Genomic DNA, 24,832 nt, shown 5'->3' with positions numbered 1-24,832 from the left:
GGAGCCTCGCCTCAATGCCCAGCCGACGCCGGCTCCGTCTTGCCCGACCCGAACAGAGCGCGGACCCACCGGACGAGGGGTGCCAGGACGAACTGCGCCACGGGAATCGTCAGGCCCCCGGCAACGAGACCGATCAGGCCCGACAGGGTTGCGGTGGTGAGCCATTCTGCGGCGGCGGCAACGCTCGGAACCGCTGTGGCCATCCACTTCGCCGCATCGTGGACGAGGTGGGCGGGGGCGGTGACGCCGAAATGCTCCAGGCCGTGTAGCAGGATGCCGCCGCCGACCCACAGCATCGCGGCGGTACCGAGGATGGCAAGGCCGCTGAGGAAGTACGGCATCCCGACCACGAGGGCGCGTCCGAACCCGCGTGTCACCGGTCGCAGGGCGCGGTCCGGGCCGGAGGCGGCCCCCGGTCCCGCGTCGCGCAGGCCCAGCAGCGTCGAGGCCGGGCGGTCGTTGGCGGCCAGCGCCACGCCCGCATCGTCCGCCTTCACGATGAGGGCGACGGCGCCGTAGACGAGGAGGGTCACGCCGATGCCCACCACGGCGAGGATCGCCGCCTGGGTCACCGTCGATTCCGTGGTGAGGGAGGCCAGCGTGAGGGCCATCACCTCGGCCGAGAGGATGAAGTCGGTCTGGATCGCGCCGCGCACTCGCTGGTCTTCCTGCGCCTGAGCATCCTGCGGGCCGGTGGCGACCGCCGCCGCGGGGGCATGATCGGAGGCCGGCACGAAGGCATGGAGGATCTTCTCGGCGCCCTCGTAGCAGAGGTAGAGTCCACCCAGCATGAGCAGGGGCGTGATCACCCACGGCACGAGGTAGCTGAGCAGCAGGGCGCCCGGCAGCAGGAACAGGAGCTTGTTCTTGAGTGACCCCACGGCGATGCGCCAGACGATGGGCAACTCGCGCGCGGCAGCGAAGCCCACGACGTAGCGCGGCGTCACGGCGGCATCGTCGATGACGATGCCGAGCGCCTTGGTGCCGGCCTTGCCGGCCTGGGCGACCACGTCGTCGAGGGAGGCCGCCGCCACCCGGGCCAGGGCCGCAACGTCGTCGAGTAATGCCAGAAGTCCGAAGCTCACAATCGTCCATCCCCGGTCCGGCGCCATCCGCGTCGCGCCCCGGACAGAGGCATGACACGGATCGTCGCATCCGCAAGCCGAAGCGTGCCGATCGCAACCGACAAAGCACTGTATCCTTCCGCAACCGGCGGGTGGCCCGACCTCAGCAGGCCGAGACGTTCACCGCGAGGCCCCCCAGGGACGTCTCCTTGTACTTGTCCTGCATGTCGGCACCGGTCTGGCGCATGGTCTCGATGACCTCGTCGAGGGAGACGCGGTGGATACCGTCGCCCCGTAGGGCCAGGGAGGCGGCCACCACGGCCTTGTTGGCCCCGAAGGCGTTGCGCTCGATGCAGGGGATCTGGACCAGACCGCCGATGGGATCGCAGGTCATGCCGAGATGGTGTTCCATGGCGATCTCGGCGGCGTTCTCGACCTGCTCCGGCGACCCGCCGAGGAAAGCTGCGAACCCGGCGGCCGCCATGGCGGCGGCGGAGCCGACCTCGCCTTGGCACCCGACCTCCGCGCCGGAGATCGACGCACGGGTCTTGATCAGCCCGCCGACAGCCGCGGCCGTCAGCAGATAGTCGCGCCCCCGTGCCTCCGACCAGTCGGGGCAGAAATCGCGGGCGTAGCGAAGGACGGCCGGCACGATGCCGGCCGCCCCGTTGGTGGGTGCCGTGACCACGCGACCGCCCGAGGCGTTCTCCTCGTTCACCGCGAGGGCGAACAGGCTGATCCAGTCGACGATCTCATGGGCCGGGCGCAGGTTGCGCAGGCGCCCGGCCGTCAGGTCCTCGTGCAGGCGTCGCGCCCGGCGCCGGACCTTGAGGCCGCCGGGCAGTTCACCGCCCTGGCGCAGGCCGCGCTCGATGCAGGCGAACATGGCCTCCGCGATGGCATCCAGGCCCTGATCCACGGCTTCGGGCGAGCGGGTCGCGCCCTCGTTGGCCCGCTGCACGGCGGCGATGGACAGGCCGGTGCGGGAACAGACCGCCAGGAGTTCCGCCGCACTGGCGTAGGGCAGGGGAAAGGCCGCCTCCGGTCCCGGCTCGGGCCCGGCTTCGGACACCACGAAGCCGCCGCCCACAGAATAGAACACCTGGGCGAGGCGGGAATCGTCCGCCGCATCGAGGGCCGTGAACCGCATCCCGTTGGTGTGGAGCGGAAGCACTTCGGTGAAATTGAACACGAGGTCGTGGGCGGGATCGAAGGCCGGGCCGCCGAGCCACAGGCGCTTGTCCCGGGCCAGATCCGCCACGAGACCCGCAACGGCGTCGGGATCGATCCGGTCCGGCGCATGCCCGAGGAGGCCGAGGGCCACGGCCACGTCGGTGCCATGGCCGCGCCCGGTCCAGGCCAGGGACCCGAACAGTTCGGCCCGGATGCGCGCGACGTTCGTCATGCCCCGGACGCGCTCGCGGAACCGCAGGGCCGCCACCATGGGGCCGACCGTGTGCGAGCTCGACGGGCCGATGCCGATCTTGAAAAGGTCGAAGGCACTGATCATCGGCGTGGGAATCCGGGTGGGTGACGGGGGCCGATGCGCGCGTCCTACGCCGTTTCGCGGACCCTCACAAAGCGAGACGGCGAGGCGGGGAGCAGGAAACGGGCCGCTCGCACGCCCGGCGCGGATCGTGGGCACGGAACGTATCTTCCCCGGGCGGCCGGGATCGGAGAACGGCCGCCTCCCGCCGCGGCGCCGGGACGGTCATTCCTCCAAAGATGAAATGCCGCCCGGGAAAGACCGCCCCGGCGCTTGAGATCGGGGCGGGAATCCTCGATTCCTTCCCATGCGCGCGTCGCGCCGGCCGGCTGTCGTGGGCGAGGGCGGATGGCGGCGAGTCGACGCGCGACGGATCTCCTACGGAACGGCACGCCCCATGACGCGGCATCAAGACATCCTCTCGGCCATCGGCGGCACGCCGCTGATCCGGCTGGCGCGCGCTTCCGAGGAGACCGGGTGCACGATCCTCGGCAAGGCCGAGTTCCTGAATCCAGGCCTGTCGGTGAAGGACCGCGCCGCCCTCTCCATCGTGCGGGACGCGGAGGCGCGCGGGCTCATCCGCCCCGGCGGCACCATCGTGGAGGGCACCGCCGGCAACACCGGCATCGGCCTCGCCCTCGTCGCATCCGTGCGCGGCTACCGCACGGTGATCGTGATTCCCGAGACGCAATCGGCCGAGAAGAAGGAAACCCTGCGGCTCGCGGGCGCCCGTCTCGTCGAGGTGCCGGCGGTGCCGTTCTCGAACCCGAACAACTACGTCCACGCCGCGCGCCGCCTCGCCGAGGCGCTCAGTGCCACCGAGCCGGCAGGCGCGTTCTTCGCCGACCAGTTCGACAACGTCGCCAACCGGCAGGCCCATGTAGAGACCACCGGCCCGGAAATCTTCGCCGCCACGGACGGCGCCGTCGACGGATTCGTCTGCGCGGCCGGCACCGGCGGGACCCTGGCCGGCACGGCGCAGGCCCTGCGCGCCCTGAAGCCCAGCATCCGCATCGCGCTCGCGGACCCGGAGGGCTCGGCGCTGCACGCCTACTACACCGACGGCACCCTGAAGGCCGAGGGCTCCTCCATCACAGAGGGCATCGGCCAGGGCCGGGTGACCCGCAACCTCGAAAATTTTCGGCCGGACCATTCATTCCGCATCCCAGACCGCGAGGCCCTCGACCACGTCTTCGGCCTCATGCGCGAGGAGGGCCTCAGTCTCGGGGGCTCATCGGGGATCAACGTCGCGGGAGCGATCCGGCTGGCGCGGGAACTCGGTCCGGGCCACACCATCGTGACGATCCTGTGCGACGGTGCCGCCCGGTACGCCTCGAAGCTGTTCAACCCAGGCTTCCTGAGAGAGCGCGGCCTGCCGATCCCGGGCTGGCTCGAAGGGACGCCCGAAGCGCTGCCGAATTGGCGGGCGTAGGAATTCTTCGAGCGCGTCGTCCCTTCAAGAGCGCCGAACAGAACCGTCTGCTCTAAGCCGGAGCTGAGGGGAGCTACCGAAGGCGAGCCGTGATGCCGGACCGTCGGTAGAAAGAAAGAGGTGTAGCATGGTGGATCGCAGATCGTGGCTCCGGGCCGGCGCGTTGTCGATCGTTGCGCTATGGACCTCCTTGCCGGCCTTCCCAGCGACGGCACAGGGGATCAGCCTGCCCGACGGCGCCGAGGCCGCGGCAAGGCTTCCTCCGGGCGACGTGATGGCGAAGGCGCAGACCCTTCTCAAGTTGGGTCGCGGATACGAGGCGGCATTCTGGTTCTATGCTGGACAGTTGCGCTATCGTAGCTACCTGGCAGCGCATCGCGATCTTGATCCGACGGGGCACCCGGCTCTTTTCGCCGCGCTTATCGAGACGATTGGGCGGCCGGTGAACGAGTATGCCTTCGGCGACGTCACGAAGCTGGCAAGTACGATCTCGATGGTTTTGGAATGGGATCGGCGCTACCCCGATCCGTCGCTGGCTGGCGCTGGGCACGAAAAGACGCGAAACGGTCTCGAAGGCCTTCGAGAGCAGATCATCGCCCAGGCCGACAGCATCCGCCGCGAGCGGCAGCAGCGGGGATTGCCAAACCGGTAGGAGCCGCCGACGGGGCCACAGCGATGTCGTTCTGTCAGGCATTCTAAGCGTGGCGGACATCAATGGGCCAGCGCGATCAATCCGATCGTGACGCGCCGACCTCGGACGCCCGACCTCGAAACGTCCGCCGACAGGTTTGCATTCACGCCGTCACAACCTCGCCCGAGGCGGCCACACGAATACGGAGGATGGAACACACCTGCGAACCGGCGCATCCCTTGCCCCGGAGCGCCGAGTGTTGACCACGACACCACCATTCCCAACCGGTGACGGCGAAAAAGGGGGACGCATGCGCGGCCACGACTGGTCGGGCTCGCCGCTCCGACCTCCCGAGACTTGGCCCGTGCCCTCGGTGTGGTCGCCGGCCTGATGTTGGGATCGGCCTTTCCCATGTTCGCCGCGTGGGAAGCGGCTGTCGAGTTCTTCGCCGAAAGCGGAACCCACGGGTTCGAATTGTTGCACAAGTCGTGTTGTGTCGAGGCTCCGGCGCGAACCCTCAAGCGGCGCGCGCCTCCGACACGCCCGGCATGACGTCGGCGTACACGGATTCGGGTAGCCCGTACGCACCCGCTGCCGTGCCGAGCAGTAGGGCGCGATCGCGGATCACGATCATGCCGCGATGGATCGCGACGGCGCCCCGGGCTACGAGGCCGTGCAGAGCCATCGTCACGCCGGCGCGCCGCACGCCGAGGATCAGGGACAGGAACTCGTGCGTCAGTGTGATGTCCTCGCGACCGAGGCGGTCGTGGCTCATGAGCAACCAACGGGCCAGGCGCTGTTCGATGGGAAAGCGCCCGTTGCACAGAGCCGTCTGCGCCACTTGGATCGAAAAGGCATAGGCGTAGCGCAGCAGATGCAGATGCAGGATGCGGTTCGCGGCCAAAGCCTCCTGAAAGTCTGAGGCCGGGATACGTAGAACCCGGCATGGGATCTGCACGAAAGCATCGTACGGCGCCTGCTCGACCCCGTAGAGAAGCGGAAGGCCCGTCATACCCTCCGGGCCAACCAAACCCGTTTCCATTCCGATATCGCCTGGCGTTCGAGCGACAATAGAAATGATACCCGGGCCAGGAAAACACACATGCGAGATCGTCTCGAGGGACGTTTCGACGACATGATGCTGGTCCAGCGATACGGACGTGAGATGTGGAGCGAGCGCCTCAAATAGATCCGGCCGCAGATTGGCCAGAAGTCTATTCTGTAAACCGGTTTGATCGAGATGCGGGGGCATGGCGGGGCCTGTATCGAAAGGACTGTTTCATTTGCCTGTCGGGTACTGGGTTTGATCGTTTGAGCCAGATTCGGTATCCTTACTTAGATACCATTCAGAAAACTAATTCAAGTTAGAAAGTAGGAGGAATTTCATAGTAATTATTTCTTATTGAAGGGCTCGGTCCCGCAGCCTTGCAATGGAAATTGTCCACGTTTTACGCGCTTGCTGAACTTCCTGCGCGAAATCTTGACGCTACTTGCCGCGCTGCGTGTGTGAGTGATCCGAACCGTACAAATGTCGTTCGGCGATTGGACGCGGGCGTTCAGCCAGTCACGCGGAAAGATGCTATCGCGGGCGAATTCAGTCGATCGGAGCGGTCCGAGCCGCGAGGCCACCGGCGCCGCTCCGTCGCATGGAATGCGATCCGCACCATCGAAGCCGCACAGCTTTCGTTAAACCGACGATGCGGGTGCAGGGCAGGGATGAGCACCCGCAGAGGCGACGCTCCAATCCAATGAGGCGACACCGATTCGATGGAAACCCCGCCGGCCACATGGCCCGGCTTCATCGATGCCTCCTCCACAGGCTTACTTCGCCAGTGACTGGACTTCCGGATACTGGTTAGCCTCTCTGAAGCCCGTAAACTCCTGCGTGCGGTCAATTGCAGCCGATGCAGATGCCCTTGGTGATCTCGTTGTCTTTCTTCTGCTGATTCGTGAGCCGATCGGCATTCCGGTCGACTTCTCCGCCCGCTGCGGCGCCGGGAGGCTTGGTCTGGCCGACCGAGGTGGTGTTGGCGGCGCGCGATGTGGTCGTGACATCCCCGCCAGTACCAGTTTCGGCCGGAGATTGTGACACGGCGGCGCTGACGGTTCCGAAGGAGAGGATGAGGGCGCCGACGAGGAGTTTCGGTGTCACGGGCGTGGTCCTTGGCGAGGTGGAGCTGCTCCCTTCCAACGGGTACGGCGCCGGCCGGTTCAAGAGCATATGCGCGTTTCCGTGTGACACCACACACGGACCGATTGCATTTCCGGATCTAGCCCGAGGAAGGCAGGCAATGCTGTCGCGGCTACGATGCCACGACCGTAGTCGGATCGCTACCGACCCCAGTGATCCGCGACAGTAATCGCTGTCAGCGCGATCGCCCCCTAACGCAATTCCGCCGGAGCGGCCCGGGGGAGCGACGGCACGAACTGCCGGGGTTGGAAGCGGGCGCTTGTCGGTCGGCACCTTGGAGCTTCGGCACGCGGCAGGGGGCGGCGGAGGGAAAGCGCGCCGCCGGTTCGTCGGTCCTCCGAGGCGTCAAGGCGCCGCCGGTGACCTCGCGAGGGTCAGAACCGTCTGGAGCAGGAGGTCGGCCCCGGCGGTACAGTCGGCCTGCGTCGCCGACTCGGACTCGTTGTGACTGATGCCATCCCTGCACGGCACGAAGATCATCGCGGTGGGCACCCGGAGGGCGAGGTTGCAGGCGTCGTGCGAGGCGCCCGAGACCATGCGGCGGTGGGGCAGGCCGAGGCTCTCGGCGCCCCGCTCCACGAGGGCGACGAGGCGGGGATCGAACGGCACCGGCTCCTGGCGCCACACGGCGTCGAGGGTGATGGCGAGGTTGCGGCGTGCGGCGATCTCGGCGAGCGCCGCGCGCAGATCCGTGTCGATGGCGTCGAGGGTCGCGGCATGGGGATCACGCACATCGAGGGTGAAGCGGACCCGGCCGGGGATCACGTTGCGGGACGGCGCGCCGATCACCGCTTCGCCCATGGTCGCGACAGCGCTCGGGCCGTGCGCGTGGGCGATGCGCTCGACGGCCAAGGCCACTTCGGCGAGGCCGGTGAGCGCGTCGCGTCGGCGTGGCATCGGCGTGGTGCCCGCATGGCTCTCGAATCCCGTCACCGTGCCGTCGAACCAGATGATGCCCTGGCCGCCCTCCACCACCCCGATGGTCTTCTGCTCCGCCTCCAGGATCGGCCCCTGTTCGATGTGAAGCTCGACGAAAGCGCCGATGGCCCGTGACCCCGTAGGTTCCGTGGCGACGATGCCGAGGCGGGCCAGGGCCTCCGCCACGCTGATCCCATCCGCATCCGCCCGGGCGAGGATGTCGGCCACCGTGAAGGTGCCCACATGGGCGGCCGACGCCATGGTGGCGGGGGCGTAGCGGGAGCCCTCCTCGTTGGTCCAGTTGACGAGCAGGATCGGCGCCTCCGTCTCGATACCCGCATCGTTGAGGGTGCGGACCATCTCCAGCCCCGCCAGGGTGCCGAGGATGCCGTCGAAGCGCCCGCCCGTCGGCTGGGTGTCGAGGTGCGAGCCCGTGGCGATGGGCCGCCGGCTCATATCCCGGCCCGGCCTGAGGGCGAACTGGGTGCCGAGTTCGTCGGTGCCGACGGTCAGCCCGGCGGCCTCGCAGGCGTTGCGGAACCAGTCGCGGACCTGCCCGTCCTCCAGCGACAGGGTGAGGCGGTTGATGCCGCCCGCCGGGGTTCCGCCGAACGCCGCCGTCTCCATGAGGGTGGACCAGAGGCGCGCGCCGTCCACGCGCAGGTTGTGCCGTGCCGTGCTCATGCGGGCTCCTTGTTCGCTGATCGATGAGGGCTCCCCCACGAAGGGAGACGCGCGCACCCGTGGCCCCCGTCCGAAGGCCAAGGACCGGCCGGTCTAGTGAGCCGCTTCGAGGACCCGTGCCCGGTCGCCCTGGAACGCGGCCTGCGCCGTGTCCGTACGCCAGCACGCCGCCCGGTGTCCCGGCGCGACGGCGACGTCCGGGGGGGCGTCGACGTGGCATCTTTCCTCCGCGAGGAAGCAGCGCGGGGCGAAGGGGCAGCCAGGCGGGCGGTTGGCGAGGTCCGGGGGCGAGCCCGGGATCGTCTTCAGACGCGAGCCCTTGGCGAGCGCCCCGTCGGCGCGGCTGCGCAGGAGGCCGATGGTGTAGGGGTGGTGGGGGTGGAGCACCACGTCGCGGGCGGAGCCCTCCTCGACGATCCGGCCGGCATACATCACGGCGATGCGGTCGGCGACCTCCACGGCGGCGCCGAGGTCGTGGGTGACGAAGAGCGTCGAGAGGCCGAGTTCGGCCTGCAGCTCGCGCAGGAGCAGCAGGATCTGGATCTGCACCGTGGCGTCCAGCGCCGTGGTCGGCTCGTCGGCGAGCAGCACCTGCGGCCGGCAGGCGAGCGCGAGGGCGATCATAGCGCGCTGGCGCATGCCGCCCGACATCTCGTGCGGATAGGCGTCGAGGCGCCGTTCCGGGGACGGAATGCGGACGCGTTCGAACAGCTCGAGGGCCCGCCGGCGTGCGGCCTCGGCACCGATGGTCTCGTGCTGGCGGATCGCCTCGGTGATCTGCTTCCCCACCGTGTAGACCGGATCGAGGGCGAGGAGCGGCTCCTGGAAGATCATCGCAACTTCGCGTCCCCGCAGGGCGCGGAGCGCTTTCGGGGACAGCCTCATGACATCCTGGCCGGAGACCAGGATCTCCCCTTCGATCCGCGTCTTGCGTTCGGGGTTGAGCCGCATGATGGCACGCAGGGTCACGCTCTTGCCGGAGCCCGATTCGCCGATCAGCGCCACGGCCCGGCCGCGCTCCAGGGTGAGATCGACCCCGTCCACGGCCTCGACCACGCCGCCGAACACCACGCGGAGGCCCCTGATGGCGACGGCGGGCTCCTTTGCGAGTCCGCTGCTCATGGGCGAGCCCTCCGGGCTATCGTGGGGTGCAACCGGCTCCCTCTCCTGGAAGGAGAGGATTGGGATGCGGTGTGATCCATCTCCGAAGAGGTCACACACCTCACCCTGTCCCTCTCCTTGCAGGAGAGGGGAGCCGCGCTCGATCCGGTCAGCCTTCGGTGATGAGGAGGCCGGCTCATGCGGCCACCGACAGGGTGGGGGCGGCGGAGTGGCCGGAGCCCGGCTGGCGGGCGAGGCAGGCAACGCGGTGCTGGGGATCGACGGGGGCGAGGGACGGTGGTCGCGTCCGGCACACCTCCTCCACCAGGGTGCAGCGCGGGTGGAAGCGGCAGCCCGGCGGCGGATCGATGGGGTTGGGCGGGTCGCCAGCCAGCGGTGCCACCTCGGTGCGCGCGTCCGGGTCCATGGAGGGCATCGAGGACAGGAGGGCCGCCGTGTAGGGATGGGCCGGGTCGGCCAGAACGGTGTCGGCGGGGCCGATCTCCACCACCTGACCGAGATACATCACCGCCACCCGGTCGCAGATGAAGCGCACGACGTTGAGGTCGTGGGAGATGAACAGGTAGGTGAGGGCGAATTCCTGCTTGAGATCCATGAGCAGGTTCAGCACCTGCGCCTCCACGGACTTGTCGAGGGCCGAGACCGCCTCGTCGAGGACCACGATGCGCGGCTCCAGGGCCAGCGCGCGGGCGATGTTCACGCGCTGGCGCTGCCCTCCGGAAAGTTCGTGCGGATAGCGCGCGGCGAAGCGCGAGGGCTCCAGGCCGACGCGGGCGAGGAGCGAGCGCGCCCGCTCGATGGCCTGGCGTTTCGGCACGCCGTGCACCCGCGGCCCGAACGCCACGGAGCCCTCGATGGTCATGCGCGGGTTGAGGGAGGCGTAGCTGTCCTGGAACACCATCTGGGTCTGGGCGCGGAACTCCCGCCAGGGGAGGGCGCGCCCGCCGATGCGCTCGCCGTCGAACAGCAACTCGCCGGCATCGTGCGGCATCAGCCCCATGATGAGCCGCGCCGTCGTGGACTTGCCGCAGCCGGATTCGCCGACGATCCCGAGGGTCTCCCCTTTCAGGATGTTGAAATCGACGCCGTCGACGGCACGCACCACGGCCTTCTTGCCGCCGATCCCCTTCTTGACGGGAAAGTGTTTCACCAGCCCGTCGATGGAGAGCAGGGGCTGGGCCGGGCCGCCCCGGTCGCGGTCGTGCGGAACGGTGCCGGTGAGGATGCTCAAGACTTCACCTCCATGGCGGACCGGAGCCCGTCCGAGAACAGGTTGAACGAGATCGACACGATGAAGATGGCGAGGCCGGGAAGGGCCGCGACCAGGGGGTTCACGTAGATCGCCGTGCGCAGGGTGTTCAGCATCAGGCCCCATTCGGGCTCCGGCGGCTTCACCCCGAGGCCGAGGAACGACAGGCCGGAGGCGAGGATCATCGACACGCTGATGAGGCTGGTGGCGTAGACGAAGATCGGCCCCAGCACGTTGCCGAGCACCTGCACCCGGAGGATCGTGAACGTCGAGGCACCCGACAGCCGGGCGGCGTCGACGTAGTCGCGCGAGCGGATCTGCGTGGTCACGCTCTCGGCCACGCGGGCGATCTGGGGCACGAACACGCAGGTCAGCGAGACGATGGAGTTGAACACACCGGCCCCCAGCGCGCCCGAGAGCGCGATGGCGAGGAGCACGGACGGGAACGCGAAGAACACGTCGACGGTCCGCATCAACACGGTATTGACCCAGCCGCCGACGTAGCCGGCGAGGATCCCGATCCCCGAGCCGATGACGAAGGCCAAGATGACCGGGGTGACGCCGATGAACAGCGACAGGCGCCCGCCCATCATCAGGCGGCTCAGCATGTCGCGGCCGAGCTCGTCCGAACCGAGGATGTAGGTGGCGTCGCCGATGGGCTTGAGCCGGCGCAGCATCGAGCCGCGATACGGATCCATGGGGGTGATCCACGGCGACAGGATCGCCACGGCCACGATGGCGAGGATGATGCAGGCCGCCACCATCGCCACGGGATCGCGGACGAGCTTGTGGCCGACCTGCCCCCAGAAACCCCGCGAGGCCACGAAGGCGTCGGGGGTGGACGAGGCGGGAGAAGCCCCGCCTGCGATGTCGATGGCCGGTGCGATCGTGTGTGCCATCAGCCCCTCTCGATGCGCGGGTCGAGCGCCGTCTGCACGACGTCGACGATGAGGTTGAGGGCGACGAAGAACATCGCCAGGACGAGGATCGAGCCCTGCAGCAGGGGCAGGTCGCGCTGGAAGATCGCGGCGTTGAGGAGGAAGCCCGTGCCCGGCCAGGCGAACACCGTCTCGATGAGGATCGAACCGCCGAGCAGGTAGCCGAGCTGCAGGCCCATGATGGCCAGCGCCGTGGGGGCCGCGTTCTTGACGACGTGCCGGAACACGCCGAACTCGCTCATGCCTTTGGCCCGCAGCGCCCCGACGAAATCCTGGGCCAGGATGTCGCCCACCAGGGCCCGGACCGTGCGGGCGATGACCCCCATGGGGATCACCGACATGGTGAGGGCCGGCAGGATGATGTAGCGCAGATGCTCGAAATCGGGCCGCCAGTTGCCCGAGCCGTCCGGCCCGGCGCCGGTGGGCGGCAGCCAGCCGAGCTGGGCCGAGAACACGATCACCAGCACCATGCCGAGCCAGTAATGCGGCACGCTGACCCCGAATACCGATACGGCGGAGGCGAGGCGGTCGAGGATCGAGTTGCGGAAGTATCCGGCGACGAAACCGAAGACCATGCCGAAGGTGAAGCCGATGAGCGTCGCAACGGAGGCGAGGATCAGGCTGTTGACCACGGCGCGACCGACCTCCTGTGCCACGGGCCGCCCGGTGGCGATGGAGATGCCGAGATCTCCCTGGAGCACGTGCCAGAGCCAGATCACGTACTGGACGGGCAGCGGCTTGTCGTAGCCGTAGGCCGCCCGCATGGCGTCGATGGTCTCCTGCGTGGCGTCCACCGGAAGCACGGCGCTCAACGGATCGCCGGGGGCGAGGTGGACGAGGAGGAAGCACACCACGCTGACGCCCAGCGCCACGGGCGTGACGGTGAGGAGGCGCTGGAGGATGAATCTCAGCATGGGGACACCTCAATGAGTGGGCCGTCCCGCCCGCAGCCCTCATCCTGAGGTGACCGCGAAGCGGGCCTCGAAGGATGGTTCCAACGGCCTCGACAGAGGCTGGAGGCCTCCTTCGAGGCCTCCGCTTCGCTCCGGCGCCTCAGGATGAGGTGATCGGGTGGGGGCGACATGGATGCGCCTCCGGTCACTTGCCCATGGAGATCGGCGAGAAATCCTGGAACCAGTTCTGCGCCTGGACGAAGCCCTTCACCTTCGGACTCATGGCCCGGGGATTGGTGTCGTGCGCCACCATCAGGAACAGGGCCTCGTCGACGTACTTCTCGTGGACCTTCTCCAGAACCTTGGTCTGCTCTGCCGGATCGAAGGTGGTGCGCACCGCGTCGAACAGCTTGTCCATCTCGGGGTCGCAGTAATGGCCCCAGTTGGTGCCGTTGGGCGCAGCAAGATTACATTGGAGATGGCGGATGAACCCCGTGAAGGGGTCCTGGATGAAGTACGAAAAATTCATACCCGTGGCGTTGCGGGACATGTCCGCCTTCGCGCCGCCGCGCCACAGGTTGATGAGGGTGTTCCACTCCACCACCTCGAACTCGACCTTGATGCCGATGTCGGCGAGATTCTGCTGGATGAGTTCGTTCATCGGCAGGGGCTGCATCTGGCCCGATCCGGACGGCGCGATGAGGATCTTCGTGACGATGGGCTTCTTCGGCCCGTAGCCGGCCTCCGCCAGGAGCTTCTTGGCGGCTTCCGGATCATAGCCCGGTTTGAAGGTCGGCTTGCCGAACCAGGCCGAGCCCGGCGGCATGAAGCCCTGCGCCGGGATCATCAGGCCGTTGAGCATCTCCTTCATGCCTTCGCGGTCGACGGCGAGGTTGGCGGCCTTGCGCACGCGGATGTCGTTCCACGGCGAGCCCTCGACGCGCGACAGATGCCAGGTCCAGTTGTGCGGATAGGCGTTGGTGACGATGGAAAAGCCGGCGCCTTTCAGCGACGCCACGGCGTCGGGCGGCGGCGCCTCGATCCAATCGACCTGGCCCGAGCGGAGCGCGGCCACGCGGGCGTTGGCTTCCGGCAGGGGCACCAGCACGAGCTTGTCGAGCTTGGGTACCCGCGCCGTGTCCCAGTACGCCTTGTTCGGCACCATCTCGGCGCGCTCGCGCGGCGCGAACAACGTCATTTTCCACGGACCGGTTCCAGATGGGGCCTTGGCGAAGGCATCCCAGCTCTTGCCCAGCTTCTCCCACTGGGCCGGCGAGGAGATCATGATCCAGGCGATCTGGTAGGGCAGGGTGGCATCGGGATTCTTGGTGATCACCTCGAGGGTGGTCGGATCGACGGCGCGGTAGCCTGCCACCGCCGGGATGCGGGAGCGCCCCTGCGCGGATTGGCGCGGATCGAAGTGCGGCGCGTCTGTCTTGAGGAGCTTGTCGAGGTTCCACACCACCGATTCGGCGGTGAAGGGCGAGCCGTCGTGGAAGGTCACGCCCTCCCGCAGCTTGAACGTCCACTTGGTCTTGTCGACCGGGTCCACGGTCCAGCTCGTGGCGAGGCCCGGCGCCAGCACCGAGGGCTTCGTCGCCGAGGACAGGTCCCAGTTGATGAGGCCGTCATAGACCGTATAGCCGGTGAACCGCATACCCTCGCCGCCATTGTCGGCCTGACCGGTGGTCAGCGGAATGTCGGAGGCGGTCATCCCGATCTTGAGGACGCCCTGCGCGAGGGCCGCCGGCATCATCAGACCCGACAGCAGGGTGATCGCGAGAAGGCGTCCTTTGGCGTGGGCGGGCGTGGTCCGACGCGTCGTTGAATCGATCATGCGCACACAGGTTCCTTCGGTGGGCCGAGCCCGGACGAGAAACTGTATGCAAACTGTCGGCCAGCCCGACCGGACTGGAGAAAGGAATCCCCCCGGTCGCCGCTGACCTATCCGAACGGTCTCTTTCCGAGAATCGCAACCACCGGCGTGGTGAACCGCCGCGCTCCCGCTCCTGACAGCGGGAGGAACCCGCGCCACTCGTGCGAGGGTTCATGCCGAAGGCGAGCGGGGCGAGGAACCCCGCGAAGGCGCGTTGTTCGTTCGAGACGCGTCGTCCGTCTCCTCACACCCCGTGGGAGACGGAGCTGTCCGGGGCCTCGTCGCGGGCCCCGACGATACGGCCAAGGAGGCGGCCGAGGACGTTGCCGAGGCTGTCCATGAGCAGGAACACCGCCGGCACGAACACCAGGGACAGCAGGGTCGAGACGATCAGCCCCGAGATCACCGCTACCGCCATGGGCGCGCGGAACTCGCCGCCGACGCCGAGGGCCATGGCGGAGGGCACCATGCCGGCCGCCATGGCGAGGGTCGTCATGATGATTGGGCGGGCGCGCTTGCGGCCGGCATCGACGATGGCGGTGACCCGGTCGACGCCCCGGGCCATCTCCTCGACGGCGAAGTCCACGAGCATGATGGCGTTCTTCGTCACCAGACCCATGAGCATCAGGATGCCGATGACCACCGGCATGGAGATGGGCATGTTGAGCAGGAGCAGGCCCAGGATGGCGCCCCCGATGGAGAGCGGCAGGGAGAACAGGATGGTGAGGGGCTGCAGGAACGAGCCGAACAGCAGCACGAGGACGGCGTAGACCATCATGATTCCGGCGCCCATGGCCATGAGAAACCCCGAGAACACCTCGCCCATGATCTCGGCGTCGCCCGTCTGGCGGATGGTCACGCCGGGCGGGAGGTTCTTCGCCGTCGGGGTATCGAGAGCCTGGGCGATGAGGGAGCCCAGCGCATCCGACCCCTCCATGTTGGCCTCCACGGCGACGCGGACCACGCGGTCGTAGCGGTCGATGGCGCCCGGCCCCTGGCCGAGTTCGATGTCGGCGACGGCCGCCAGGGGCACGGCGGCGTTGTTCTTGGCCGGAACCTTGAGGGTCTCCAGGCGCGCGACGGTGCCGCGCGCGCTCTCGGGCAGTTGCACCCGGATCGGCACCTGCCGGTCGGCGGCGTTGAACTTCGCGAGGTTCAGGCCGATGTCCCCGATGGTTCCCACCCGCACGGTCTCCGCTATGGCATCGGTGGAGACGCCGAGATCGGCGGCAGAGCCCTCCTTCGGGCGGATGCGGACCTCTGTGCGGTTGAGGGGCGCCGTCGACATCACCGAGACGAGGTGGGGGATCGCCGCCATGTCGCGCTGCAGCCGGGCGGCGACCTCCGAGACCACCGCCGTGTCGGGGCCGCCGACCACGAGGGCGAGATCGCGCTGGCCCGAATCGCGAAGCACCCACGAGCGGATGTCCGGCTCCTCGGCGATGAGGGCCGAGATCTCGGCCTCCACGGCGCCCTGCTTCTTCGTGCGCTGGTTCTTCGGCGTCAGGTTGACGATGAAGGTCGCGAGGCGCGTCTCCTTCTTACCGCCGACCTGCCGCCCGCCGTCGACGAAGACCGAGACCACCTCCGGCAGGGCGCGGATGCGCGCCGCCACCCGGTCGGAGGCCGCGATGGTGTCGGCGAGGCGCGCGCCGGGGGCGAGTTCGACCATGAGCAGGGTGCGGGCCATGTCCTGCTTCGGCACGAACCCGGAGGGCAGCAGGCCCGTGGAGGCGAGGGAGCCGGCGAACAGGGCCAGACCGACGATCAGGGTGATGAAGCGGTGGCGCACGGACCAGCCGACGAGGCGGCCGTAGGCCCGCATCACCGGGCCCTCCGCTTCCTCCGCATGGCCATGATCGCGCAAAAGATAGGCAGCCAACATCGGCGTGATCAGGCGTGCCACCAAAAGCGACATGAACACCGACACCGCGATGGTGAGGCCGAACTGGATGAAGTAGCGTCCGGCGATGCCGCCCATGAACGAGACCGGCGCGAACACCGCGATGAGGGTCGCCGTGATGGCGATGACCGCGAGGCCGATCTCGTCGGCGCCGTCGATGGCGGCGCGGTAGGGCGATTTACCGAGCCGCATGTGCCGGACGATGTTCTCGATCTCCACGATGGCATCGTCGACGAGGATGCCGGTGACCAGGGTGATGGCCAGCAGGGAGATGCCGTTGAGGGTGAACCCCATGGCGTCCATGGCCCAGAAGGTCGGGAACACCGAGAGCGGCAGGGCAACGGCCGCGATGAGCGTCGCGCGCCAGTCGCGCAGGAACAGGAACACCACGATGACGGCGAGCACCGCGCCCTCGATGAGGGTGTGCATGGCCGAATCGTAGGAGCCGATGGTGGCCGAGACCGAGGAATCGATCTGCTCGAACACGAGGTCGGGGTAGGTGGTGGCGAATTCGGCAATCTTTTTCTCCACCGCCGCCGCCACCTCGGCGTCGCTGGCGCCCGAACCGCGCGAGACCGTGAACGCCACCACGGGATTGCGGTTGAAGCGCGCGAAGGTACGCGGCTCCTCGATGGAATCCTCCACGGTGGCGAGGTCGTCGAGGCGCACCTTGCGGCCGCCCGGCAACACGATGGAGGTCGCCTTGAGGTCTCGCAGGGTGCGGGAGGCGGCAAGCGTCCGGATCGATTGCTCACGTCCGCCGACCTCGCCGCGCCCGCCCGCCATGTCGGCGGAGGTGATGCGCAGCTGCCGATTCACGTCCGCCGCCGTGATGCCCAACGCCAAGAGCCGGTCGGGCTGGAGCACCACGCGCATCTCGCGGGCGACGCCACCGACGCGCTCGACGCCGCCGACCCCCTTCACCCCCTGGAGGGTGCGGGCGATCTTGTCCTCCACCAGCCAGGACAGGTCGGCCGGCAGCATGGCGGGGGCGGTGACGCCGTAGACCAGGATCGGCAGACCGGCGATCTCGACGCGGCTGATCACCGGCTCGTCGATGGTGCGCGGCAGGTTGATGCGGATCTTGGAGATCGCGTCCTTGACGTCGTTGACGGCCCGGTCGGTGTTCACCTCGAGGCGGAACTCGACGGTGGTGACGGATGAGCCCTCGGTGATCGAGGAGGTGATGTGTTTGACCCCGCGCACGCCCGCGATGGAATCCTCGACCCACTTCGTCACCTGGGTCTGCAGCTCGGAGGGCGCCGCGCCGGCCTGCGTGATCGCCACGGAGACGATCGGCACGTCGACGTTGGGCATGCGCGTGACGGCGAGGCCTCGGAAGCTGACGAGGCCGAGGACGATGAGCACGAGGAACAGGACAAGGGGGCCGATGGGCTTGCGGATCGCGTAAGCCGAGATGTTCAGGCGCATCGGTCAGGGTGCTTCTGCGAGAGAATACGGCATGCGTTCAGGCAGGTTCGTGGTCGCAGGCCGGATCGAGGTATTGCGACCCTACGGAACGCCGGCCTCGGCGGTGGCCAGCGGCGAAGGCGTCGCCGCCACGAGGGCGGCCGGGCCGGCGACCGCGATGGGGCGCACGCGGTCGCCGTCTCGCAGGAAGGAGCCGGCGCGGGCGACCACCTGCTCGCCCTCTGCGAGGCCCTGGCGGACCTCGATGCTGTCGTCGTCGGACAGGCCGGTGCGGACCACGCGGGACTCGACCCGGTCGCCCGTCACGACCAGCACGGTACTGCGCCGATCGGCGCCGTAAAGGATGGAGGCCTGGGGCACGGTGACGTCGCGGGTGCGGGCGAGTTCGACGCCGCCGCGCGCGAAGGTGCCGATGCGCAGGCGCGAGTCGGCGTCGAGGCGCACCCGAACCTTGCCGAGCCGGCTCGCCTTGTCGACCTCCGGGTAGATGGCGCGCACGCTGCCCTCCACCCGCTCGCCGTCGCCGAGTACGATCCAGGCGGGCTTGCCCTCCCGGATCTGCGGCAGCCTGGTCTCGATGACCTCGCCCTCGAGCTCGATCTCGCCGCGGGCGATGAGGCGGAACAGGGGCTCGGCCGTCCCGGAGGCCGCCATGCCGACGCGGGCCGTACGACGGCTGACGATGCCGGCCTCCGGGGCACGGATTTCCGTTCGGGCAAGGCGCAGCTCGAGCTCGTCGCGCACGGCCTGCGCCTGGGCGAGTTCGGCCTTGGCGATGATGAGGCCGTTGCGGGCGAACGCGAGCTTGCCCTCCGCCTGGCGCAGCACGGAGGTGCGGCCTTCCAGGATCACGGCGGTGCCGTTGCCCGTCTGGAGCAATTGGCGAGCGCGGTCGTGGGACAGGCGGGCCTCCGTCTCGGCGGCCTCGGCCTGCTCGATGGTGCTCTGGGCCTGGGGCACGGAGGCCGCCGCCTTGTCGATGAGCGCCTTCTGCTGGGCGAGTTGCCGGTCGATGAGGTCGCGGGACAGGCGTGCCAGGACCTGGCCGCGCTCGACCCGCATGCCTTCCTCCGCGAGCACTTCGGTGATGCGGGTGCCGTCGATCTCCGGCGTCACCAGGATTTCGTCGCGCGGGACCAGAGTTCCGGTGACCGTCACGGTCTCGACGATCTCGCGACGCTGGGCCTCGACCACACTGACGGCGGGGAGGGGCGGGGCCTTCACGGGGGCCACGTCGGCGGATGCCGGGCCGGCAGCGGACAACGACAGGAGGACGGCGCCGAGGGTCCGTGCGCGCAACGGGATCATCAGGTCGGCTCCGAGGGGGATGGGGCAGGGAGGCGGCCGGCAAGACCGGCCTCGATGGTGGCCCGGAGATGCGCCGCCGCAGCGGCCGTATCGAAGCCCGGGATCAGGGCCCGGCTGACGACGAGCCCCTTCATCAGGGGATCGAGGATTGCGTAGACCGCGTGCGGATCGAAGGCCGGGTCGGTGGCCAGCGCCGCAAGGGTTTCGATGAACCAGTCGCGGGCCTCGGCGTCGGCGCTCTTCGTCATGGCGGCGATGGCCGGGTTGCGCGTTGCTTCCGACCAGATGTCGAGGCGCAGCACCGCCGCTTCGCGCGTGATCCGCTGGAAATACTGCGTGATGACGCCCAGGAAGGCCGCGCGCCGGTCGCCCGCCCGCTCCAGGTTCTCGACCAGGACGACGCCGCGCTCGCGCTCGCGCTCGGCCCACCCGAGGATCAACGCCTCCTTGGATTCGAAGTAGCGGTAGAAGTTGCCTGGGCTCATGGCCGCCTCGCGGGCCAAGTCCTGCATGGTGGTGCGGTGGAAGCCATTGCGCACGAAGCAGGCTTCCGCCGCGTCGAGGATGTGCTCGCGCCGCGCCGCCTGACCGCTCCTCGCGTCGATGACGGTGCCGAGGGCCGCGCTCACGAGGCCGTCCCGGAGGACTGAACCATGGCGCAGGCGCGGGGCTGAAGGTCGAGGTCGGCGCAGACACGGGCCTGCCAGCTGTCCGGCCCGGCGCCGGTCCAGCCGATGAGGGCGAGCCAGCCAAAGGCCAGGGTGCCCATCACCACGAGGTTCGCCGGGGTGAAGACCGCGCGGAGGAGCGCCACGGGGCGCCCGGCGGACGGGGCCTCGGTCTCCAAGGCGTCGAATTCCGGCCAGCGGCCACGATGGGGAAGGACCATCACCAACTCCTACTTGTCCCATCTGTATAATGAACGTTCATTCTCACGTCAATGAACGTTCATTCTCCTTCGAGGGCGAGGGTGCGATCCGGCACGCATCCAGGCGCTTCATCGAGCCGGATCAGCCTTGCGAAACACCACGAACAGGTTGTTGGCCGGCATGGCGACATGCTGGGAGAGGGCGAGGCCGTGGGCTTCGGCAGCACGGGTCACGGCCGAAAGGTCGCGCAGCCCCCAGGCCGGATCGCGGGCGCGCAGGTCTGCGTCGAAGGCGGCGTTGCTGTCCGCGAGCCGTACTCCGTGCTCTCGGAACGGACCGTACAGGACCAGTACCCCGCCCGGCGGCAGCAAGCGGACGGCGCCGGCCATCAACCCTGGCGTCGCGGCCCAGGGTGCGATGTGAATCATGTTGATGCACACGATGGCATCGGCGCGGGGTATCGGCCAATGCGGCATGGACACGTCGAGGTCCAGCGGGGGACGGAGATTGGCGCATGCCGTCGCGCGGGTGTGGGCGACGATGCTGCGCCGTGCCACCGGGTCCGGATCGCTCGGCTGCCAGATCAGATGGGGAAACGTCGCCGCCCAGTGGAGGGTGCTCACCCGTGCCGCTCGCCACTTCCAGCACGGTGCCGAAGCGCGGCAGAACGCTAGCCAAAGCCGCGCCGATGGGCTCCCGGTTGCGTGGGACCGCTGGCGCATACAGTGCTTCGTCATCCGACATCGCCAAACCTCCCATGACGCCGCCGATCATGCGCGTCTGGTCTCAGCATCGCCTGACACCGCTGCTGAAATGAATCTCCTAGTTGAAATGATATAACAGTCGAGCTAGAAGTCGTATGTTATACGTTGGCGTTCTGCCGTCCCGACCCGGCTCCCTTCCCCGAGCCGCTCGATGCCGTCGCACCAGCCGACCTCGCCGGCCTACGGGCGGAGGAGGCCGTTTCACGGTTGCGGTCCTGACGAGCCTAGCAGCTCAAGTTTCCACCGTTGCGCGAAGGAAAGCCACCGCCTGGGCGACGATCTCCGGCTGGTGGGCGTGCGGGCCGTCATACTCGACCGCCGTCACGGCGTAGCCGGCGGCACGCAGGCGTGCGACGTGGACGCGGGCGCTGCGGTCGATGGGGATCTGTTCGTCGCGTGTGCCGTGGGAGACGAAGATCCGGGGCGCACCGACCTGCAGGTGTACGGACAGGAACCCGGCCGAGGATGCGACGACGTGGGTGACCACGTCGCCGTTGGCGAGGCCGAGGGACAGGGCGTAGCTGCCGCCGTCGGAATGCCCCGCGAAGACGAGCCGCGCCGGATCGAGGGGAAACCGCGCCGCCACCGCCGCCAGGGCCACGGACAGGCGCTCCCGATCCGGGCCGTGGCCGCCGATCACGAGATCCCAGGTCGGGAACAGCGATTGGGGCGCCAGCAGCAGGAACCCCTCCGCCGCAGCATGGGCCTCGAGCATCGGCAGGATCCGCTCCGCGCTGCCGCCGCCGCCGTGGAACAGCACCACCAACGGCACGGGTCGGCCGGGCGCCAACCCCTCGGGCACCACTAGAACAGCGTCACGATTGTCGAACAGGCCGAGGGCATGCCGGCCGGGCGGCAGGGGCGTCGTCGTCGCCAGGCGATGGGCGAAGCCGAGTCGCCCTGTGAGCTCCGGCGCGAGGACGACGGCGTCGGGTTCCGTCGGACCGGCGAGAGTCCGGGTCATGCGGCGTCCGCCGGGGTGAGGGGTTTGATCTTGAGCTGGTCGATCACCCAGAGCCAGCCGCCATCGGCCTGCAAGCGCGCCGTCTCCACGGAGATCTGCCCATTGGGCAGGCGCGCGAAGGTCATGGCGAGGTCGCCGTTGCGGAGAGCCGGCAGGGCCTCGACGGCCGGAAAGTTCGATTTGCGCGCAAGCAGGTCGGCGTAGAACGTCCGGATCTCGGCATGGCCCGTGGCCACGACGGCGCCGGCCGCCACGACGGCCTCGGGTTCGTAGAGGGCGACCAGACCCTCGACATCACCCGCATTGGCGCGGGCATGGAAGAGGCGGGCAAGGTCTTCGGGTGCCTCGGCGCGTGAGCGGTCGGTCTCGGGCATCGCTGATGTTTCCCTTCGCTGTAATCTCGATTCGGTGTCAGCGCAGGCGCCGCCCGGTGCCGTCCGCGACGGTCACCGCCACGGGAATTCCGGCCTCGACGCTCTGCGACACGGTGCAGAAGCGCTCGAACTGCTCCAGCACCCGGTCGAGGCGCGGCATAGCCTCGGCCGATGCGCCCAGCGCGATGGCGACCTCGATTCCGCCGATCCGCAGGCGCCCTTCGGCGTTTCGCACGATCCGGCAATGGGCATCCGCCGCCACGCCGCCCGCCTCCTGGCGGAACTTGCCGAGGGCGAACACCATGGAGGCGCACAGGCAGTTCGAGACCGCCGCCACGAGGAGCTGTTCCGGGCAAGGACCGAACCCCTCACCGGCGGGGGGCGCCTCGTCGACGGACAGGACCGCGGCGAGGCCACCGAAATCCACGGTGAAGCGATAGGCCGCGTCCTGGGTGATCCGAATGCCTGGACCACGGCCGGCCGCCGCGTCGACGGCGGCCGAACCCGCTGACGCTGCCGGACCGAGCGGCGCTTTGGCGCCCGCGAGTGCAGGAGAGCAGGACAGCTCCTCCGAGGCGGGCAGGATGGTCGGTTGACAGTCCGAAATGCTTGGCATACCAAATACCAACAACGGGCGGACAGAAAAAGCAAGTCCTCGTCACGCCCAGGAGACTGTCGTTGCGGCTCTCGTTGCCGTCGATGTCGAATCAAAGCCCGGAGGAACCGATCATGCGCGTGACGATCCCTCGACGCCACTTCGTTCCGTCCTTGCTGCACTTGCGAACGTCTGTGGTGCTGCGCAGCGAAGACACCCTGAGCACGCGCTGAACGATGGCCGATCCCGGCGGAGCCCCCGCACAGGCGTTCGACGTCCTCGGTCTGGTGGAAGCCATCGGCGATGCCGTGGTGGTGTCCGATCCGTCGGGCGCCATCGTGGTCTGGAACGCCGCCGCCACGCGTATCTTCGGCCACACGGCCGCGGAGGCGATGGGCCAGTCCCTCGATCTCATCACCCCGGAGCGCCAGCGCCGGCGCCACTGGGACGGCTACTTCGAGACCATGCGGACCGGCATCACCAAGTACGGCGCCGACGTTCTACGGGTTCCGGCGATCCACAAGGACGGCCATGCCCTCTCCATCGCCTTCACGGTGGGGCTGTTGCACCGCCCCGACGGCGCGGTGACGGGCATCGCCGCCATCATCCGCGACGAGACGCGGCGCTGGACCGAGGAGCGCGACCTGCGCCGCCGCGTCGCCGAACTGGAATCCCGTGTCCTGCCCCAGGGCGCGGTGGAGACGGCCTGACCGGGCCACAAGCCGCCAAGGCCAACACCAGACCCGCAGCAAAGCGGGCCTTTCAACAGACCAGCGTGTCCGTCACCGACCGATCAGGGAGAACGCCACCATGAGCAAGCCGCTCGAGGGTATCAAGATCATCGACTTCACCCACGTCCAGGCCGGACCCGCCTGCACGCAATTGCTCGCCTGGTTCGGCGCCGACGTGATCAAGGTCGAGCGGCCGGGCTCCGGCGACGTGACCCGCACGCAGTTGCGCCACGTCGAGGATGCCGACGCCCTCTACTTCACCATGCTGAATTCGAACAAGCGTTCGCTCACCCTCGACACCAAGACGCCCGAGGGCAAGGAAGTCCTCGAGACGCTGATCCGGCAGTCGGACGTGATGGTCGAGAATTTCGGCCCCGGTGCCCTCGATCGCATGGGCTTTTCCTGGGCGCGCATTCAGGAGCTGAACCCGGGCATGATCCTCGCCTCGGTGAAGGGCTTCTCGGACGGTCACCATTACGAAGACCTCAAGGTCTACGAGAACGTGGCGCAGTGCGCCGGGGGTGCTGCCTCCACCACGGGCTTCTGGGATGGGCCGCCCACCGTCAGCGCCGCCGCGCTCGGCGATTCCAACACCGGCATGCATCTCGCCATCGGCATCCTCACGGCGCTCCACCACAAGAACAAGACCGGCACCGGCCAGAAGGTCGCCGTGTCGATGCAGGATTCGGTGCTCAACCTCTGCCGGGTGAAGCTGCGCGACCAGCAGCGCCTCGATGCCCTGGGCTACCTCGAGGAATACCCGCAATATCCCCACGGCGAATTCACCGACGTGGTGCCGCGTGGCGGCAACGCCGGCGGCGGCGGCCAGCCCGGCTGGGTGCTCAAGTGCAAGGGCTGGGAGACCGACCCCAACGCCTACATCTACTTCACCATCCAGGGTCATGCCTGGGCGCCGATCTGCAAGGCCATCGGCAAGGAGGAGTGGATCGATGATCCGGCCTACAACACCGCCCGCGCCCGTCAGGACAAGATCTTCGACGTGTTCGCGGTCATCGAGGCCTGGCTCGCCGACAAGACCAAGTTCGAGGCCGTCGACATCCTGCGCAAGTTCGATATCCCGTGCTCGCCGGTCCTGTCGATGAAGGAACTGTCCGTCGATCCGTCGCTCCGCGCCAGCGGCACCGTCGTCGAGGTGCAGCACCCGAAGCTCGGCTCGTACCTGACCGTCGGCAGCCCGATCAAGTTCTCGGACATGAGCGTCGACATCAAGGCCTCGCCGCTGCTCGGCGAGCACACCGACGAAGTGCTGCTCGACCTCGGCTACACCCAGCAGCAGATCGAGCACCTGCATCAGGCTCGCGCCGTCTAGGATCGGCCTTCGCCTGACAACCAATCGGCGCGCCCCGGGGCGCGCCGTGCGCGTCGTGATCACACCGGTCACGCTCGGC

21 protein-coding genes and 1 pseudogene are annotated in these 24,832 nt (G+C 68.5%); 4 read left to right on the top strand and 18 right to left on the bottom strand.

Features of this window, described 5'->3' with window-relative positions; genetic code table 11:
* Positions 1-11: 11 nt before the first annotated feature.
* Together ASF27_RS20940 and ASF27_RS20935 are read right to left on the bottom strand one after the other, a co-directional pair.
* On the bottom strand, positions 12-1,085 hold the full coding sequence (locus tag ASF27_RS20940; protein ID WP_056174951.1) for a DUF808 domain-containing protein: 1,074 nt from the start codon (positions 1,083-1,085) through the stop codon (positions 12-14).
* Between the two features lie 142 nt (positions 1,086-1,227).
* Positions 1,228-2,574: an L-serine ammonia-lyase gene (locus tag ASF27_RS20935; RefSeq protein WP_056304852.1), complete on the bottom strand. Its 1,347-nt coding sequence runs from the start codon at positions 2,572-2,574 to the stop codon at positions 1,228-1,230.
* A gap of 373 nt (positions 2,575-2,947) precedes the next feature.
* Between ASF27_RS20935 and ASF27_RS20930 the strand changes: the two genes are divergently transcribed.
* On the top strand, positions 2,948-3,982 hold the full coding sequence (locus tag ASF27_RS20930) for a cysteine synthase A (protein WP_056363252.1): 1,035 nt from the start codon (positions 2,948-2,950) through the stop codon (positions 3,980-3,982).
* 127 nt (positions 3,983-4,109) lie between these two features.
* A complete protein-coding gene (locus ASF27_RS20925) occupies positions 4,110-4,634 on the top strand; it encodes a hypothetical protein (protein WP_056363248.1) in 525 nt (174 codons plus the stop codon).
* A gap of 496 nt (positions 4,635-5,130) precedes the next feature.
* Here ASF27_RS20925 and ASF27_RS20920 read toward each other — a convergent pair whose 3' ends face one another.
* From ASF27_RS20920 to ASF27_RS20845, 16 genes and pseudogenes are all read right to left on the bottom strand, one after another.
* The gene (locus ASF27_RS20920; RefSeq protein ID WP_082479408.1) at positions 5,131-5,865 is read right to left on the bottom strand and encodes a Crp/Fnr family transcriptional regulator; all 735 of its coding nucleotides are present in this window, start codon (positions 5,863-5,865) and stop codon (positions 5,131-5,133) included.
* A 639-nt stretch (positions 5,866-6,504) separates the two neighbouring features.
* Entirely contained in the window at positions 6,505-6,765 is a 261-nt protein-coding gene (locus ASF27_RS20915; RefSeq protein ID WP_082479407.1) for a hypothetical protein, read from the bottom strand.
* Positions 6,766-7,149: 384 nt separating this feature from the next.
* Entirely contained in the window at positions 7,150-8,406 is a 1,257-nt protein-coding gene (locus ASF27_RS20910; protein WP_056363243.1) for a Zn-dependent hydrolase, read from the bottom strand.
* A 93-nt stretch (positions 8,407-8,499) separates the two neighbouring features.
* The gene (locus tag ASF27_RS20905) at positions 8,500-9,528 is read right to left on the bottom strand and encodes an ABC transporter ATP-binding protein (RefSeq protein ID WP_056363239.1); all 1,029 of its coding nucleotides are present in this window, start codon (positions 9,526-9,528) and stop codon (positions 8,500-8,502) included.
* A 175-nt stretch (positions 9,529-9,703) separates the two neighbouring features.
* Entirely contained in the window at positions 9,704-10,759 is a 1,056-nt protein-coding gene (locus ASF27_RS20900) for an ABC transporter ATP-binding protein (RefSeq protein ID WP_056363236.1), read from the bottom strand.
* Entirely contained in the window at positions 10,756-11,676 is a 921-nt protein-coding gene (locus ASF27_RS20895) for an ABC transporter permease (RefSeq protein ID WP_056174309.1), read from the bottom strand. The genes ASF27_RS20900 and ASF27_RS20895 overlap by 4 nt, the downstream gene beginning before the upstream one ends.
* Entirely contained in the window at positions 11,676-12,629 is a 954-nt protein-coding gene (locus ASF27_RS20890; RefSeq protein WP_056304837.1) for an ABC transporter permease, read from the bottom strand. Before ASF27_RS20890 ends, ASF27_RS20895 begins: the two co-directional genes overlap by 1 nt.
* A gap of 184 nt (positions 12,630-12,813) precedes the next feature.
* A complete protein-coding gene (locus tag ASF27_RS20885) occupies positions 12,814-14,364 on the bottom strand; it encodes an ABC transporter substrate-binding protein (RefSeq protein ID WP_244473862.1) in 1,551 nt (516 codons plus the stop codon).
* 364 nt (positions 14,365-14,728) lie between these two features.
* The gene (locus tag ASF27_RS20880; RefSeq protein WP_056363232.1) at positions 14,729-17,818 is read right to left on the bottom strand and encodes an efflux RND transporter permease subunit; all 3,090 of its coding nucleotides are present in this window, start codon (positions 17,816-17,818) and stop codon (positions 14,729-14,731) included.
* A gap of 81 nt (positions 17,819-17,899) precedes the next feature.
* Positions 17,900-19,126 (bottom strand): efflux RND transporter periplasmic adaptor subunit, encoded by a 1,227-nt coding sequence (locus ASF27_RS20875; protein ID WP_056363228.1) that lies wholly within the window; start codon positions 19,124-19,126, stop codon positions 17,900-17,902.
* Positions 19,126-19,755 carry a TetR/AcrR family transcriptional regulator gene (locus ASF27_RS20870; protein WP_056174319.1) on the bottom strand — a complete coding sequence of 210 codons (630 nt, stop codon included), beginning with the start codon at positions 19,753-19,755 and terminating at the stop codon, positions 19,126-19,128. The genes ASF27_RS20875 and ASF27_RS20870 overlap by 1 nt, the downstream gene beginning before the upstream one ends.
* Positions 19,752-20,015 carry a hypothetical protein gene (locus ASF27_RS20865; RefSeq protein WP_156467601.1) on the bottom strand — a complete coding sequence of 88 codons (264 nt, stop codon included), beginning with the start codon at positions 20,013-20,015 and terminating at the stop codon, positions 19,752-19,754. The genes ASF27_RS20870 and ASF27_RS20865 overlap by 4 nt, the downstream gene beginning before the upstream one ends.
* Positions 20,016-20,123: 108 nt before the next feature.
* Positions 20,124-20,739, bottom strand: a pseudogene (locus ASF27_RS20860) (DUF938 domain-containing protein).
* Between the two features lie 252 nt (positions 20,740-20,991).
* Positions 20,992-21,723, bottom strand: a complete 732-nt coding sequence (locus ASF27_RS20855) for an esterase (RefSeq protein ID WP_056363225.1) — start codon at positions 21,721-21,723, stop codon at positions 20,992-20,994.
* Positions 21,720-22,097 (bottom strand): nuclear transport factor 2 family protein, encoded by a 378-nt coding sequence (locus ASF27_RS20850; protein WP_056262262.1) that lies wholly within the window; start codon positions 22,095-22,097, stop codon positions 21,720-21,722. Before ASF27_RS20850 ends, ASF27_RS20855 begins: the two co-directional genes overlap by 4 nt.
* Before the next feature lie 37 nt (positions 22,098-22,134).
* Positions 22,135-22,560, bottom strand: a complete 426-nt coding sequence (locus ASF27_RS20845) for an OsmC family protein (RefSeq protein ID WP_056304868.1) — start codon at positions 22,558-22,560, stop codon at positions 22,135-22,137.
* 368 nt (positions 22,561-22,928) lie between these two features.
* On the opposite strand from ASF27_RS20845, the gene ASF27_RS20840 reads away from it, so the two are divergent.
* Positions 22,929-23,402, top strand: coding sequence for a PAS domain S-box protein (locus tag ASF27_RS20840; RefSeq protein WP_056304818.1), 474 nt, complete (start codon positions 22,929-22,931; stop codon positions 23,400-23,402).
* Between the two features lie 100 nt (positions 23,403-23,502).
* Positions 23,503-24,753 (top strand): formyl-CoA transferase, encoded by a 1,251-nt coding sequence (gene frc / locus ASF27_RS20835; protein WP_056174328.1) that lies wholly within the window; start codon positions 23,503-23,505, stop codon positions 24,751-24,753.
* The last annotated feature ends 79 nt before the right edge of the window (positions 24,754-24,832 follow it).

Source organism: Methylobacterium sp. Leaf102, assembly GCF_001422425.1.
GTDB lineage: Bacteria > Pseudomonadota > Alphaproteobacteria > Rhizobiales > Beijerinckiaceae > Methylobacterium.
The sequence above is the reverse complement of the archived record's forward strand: the minus strand, read 5'-3'. Positions and strand labels throughout refer to the sequence as shown.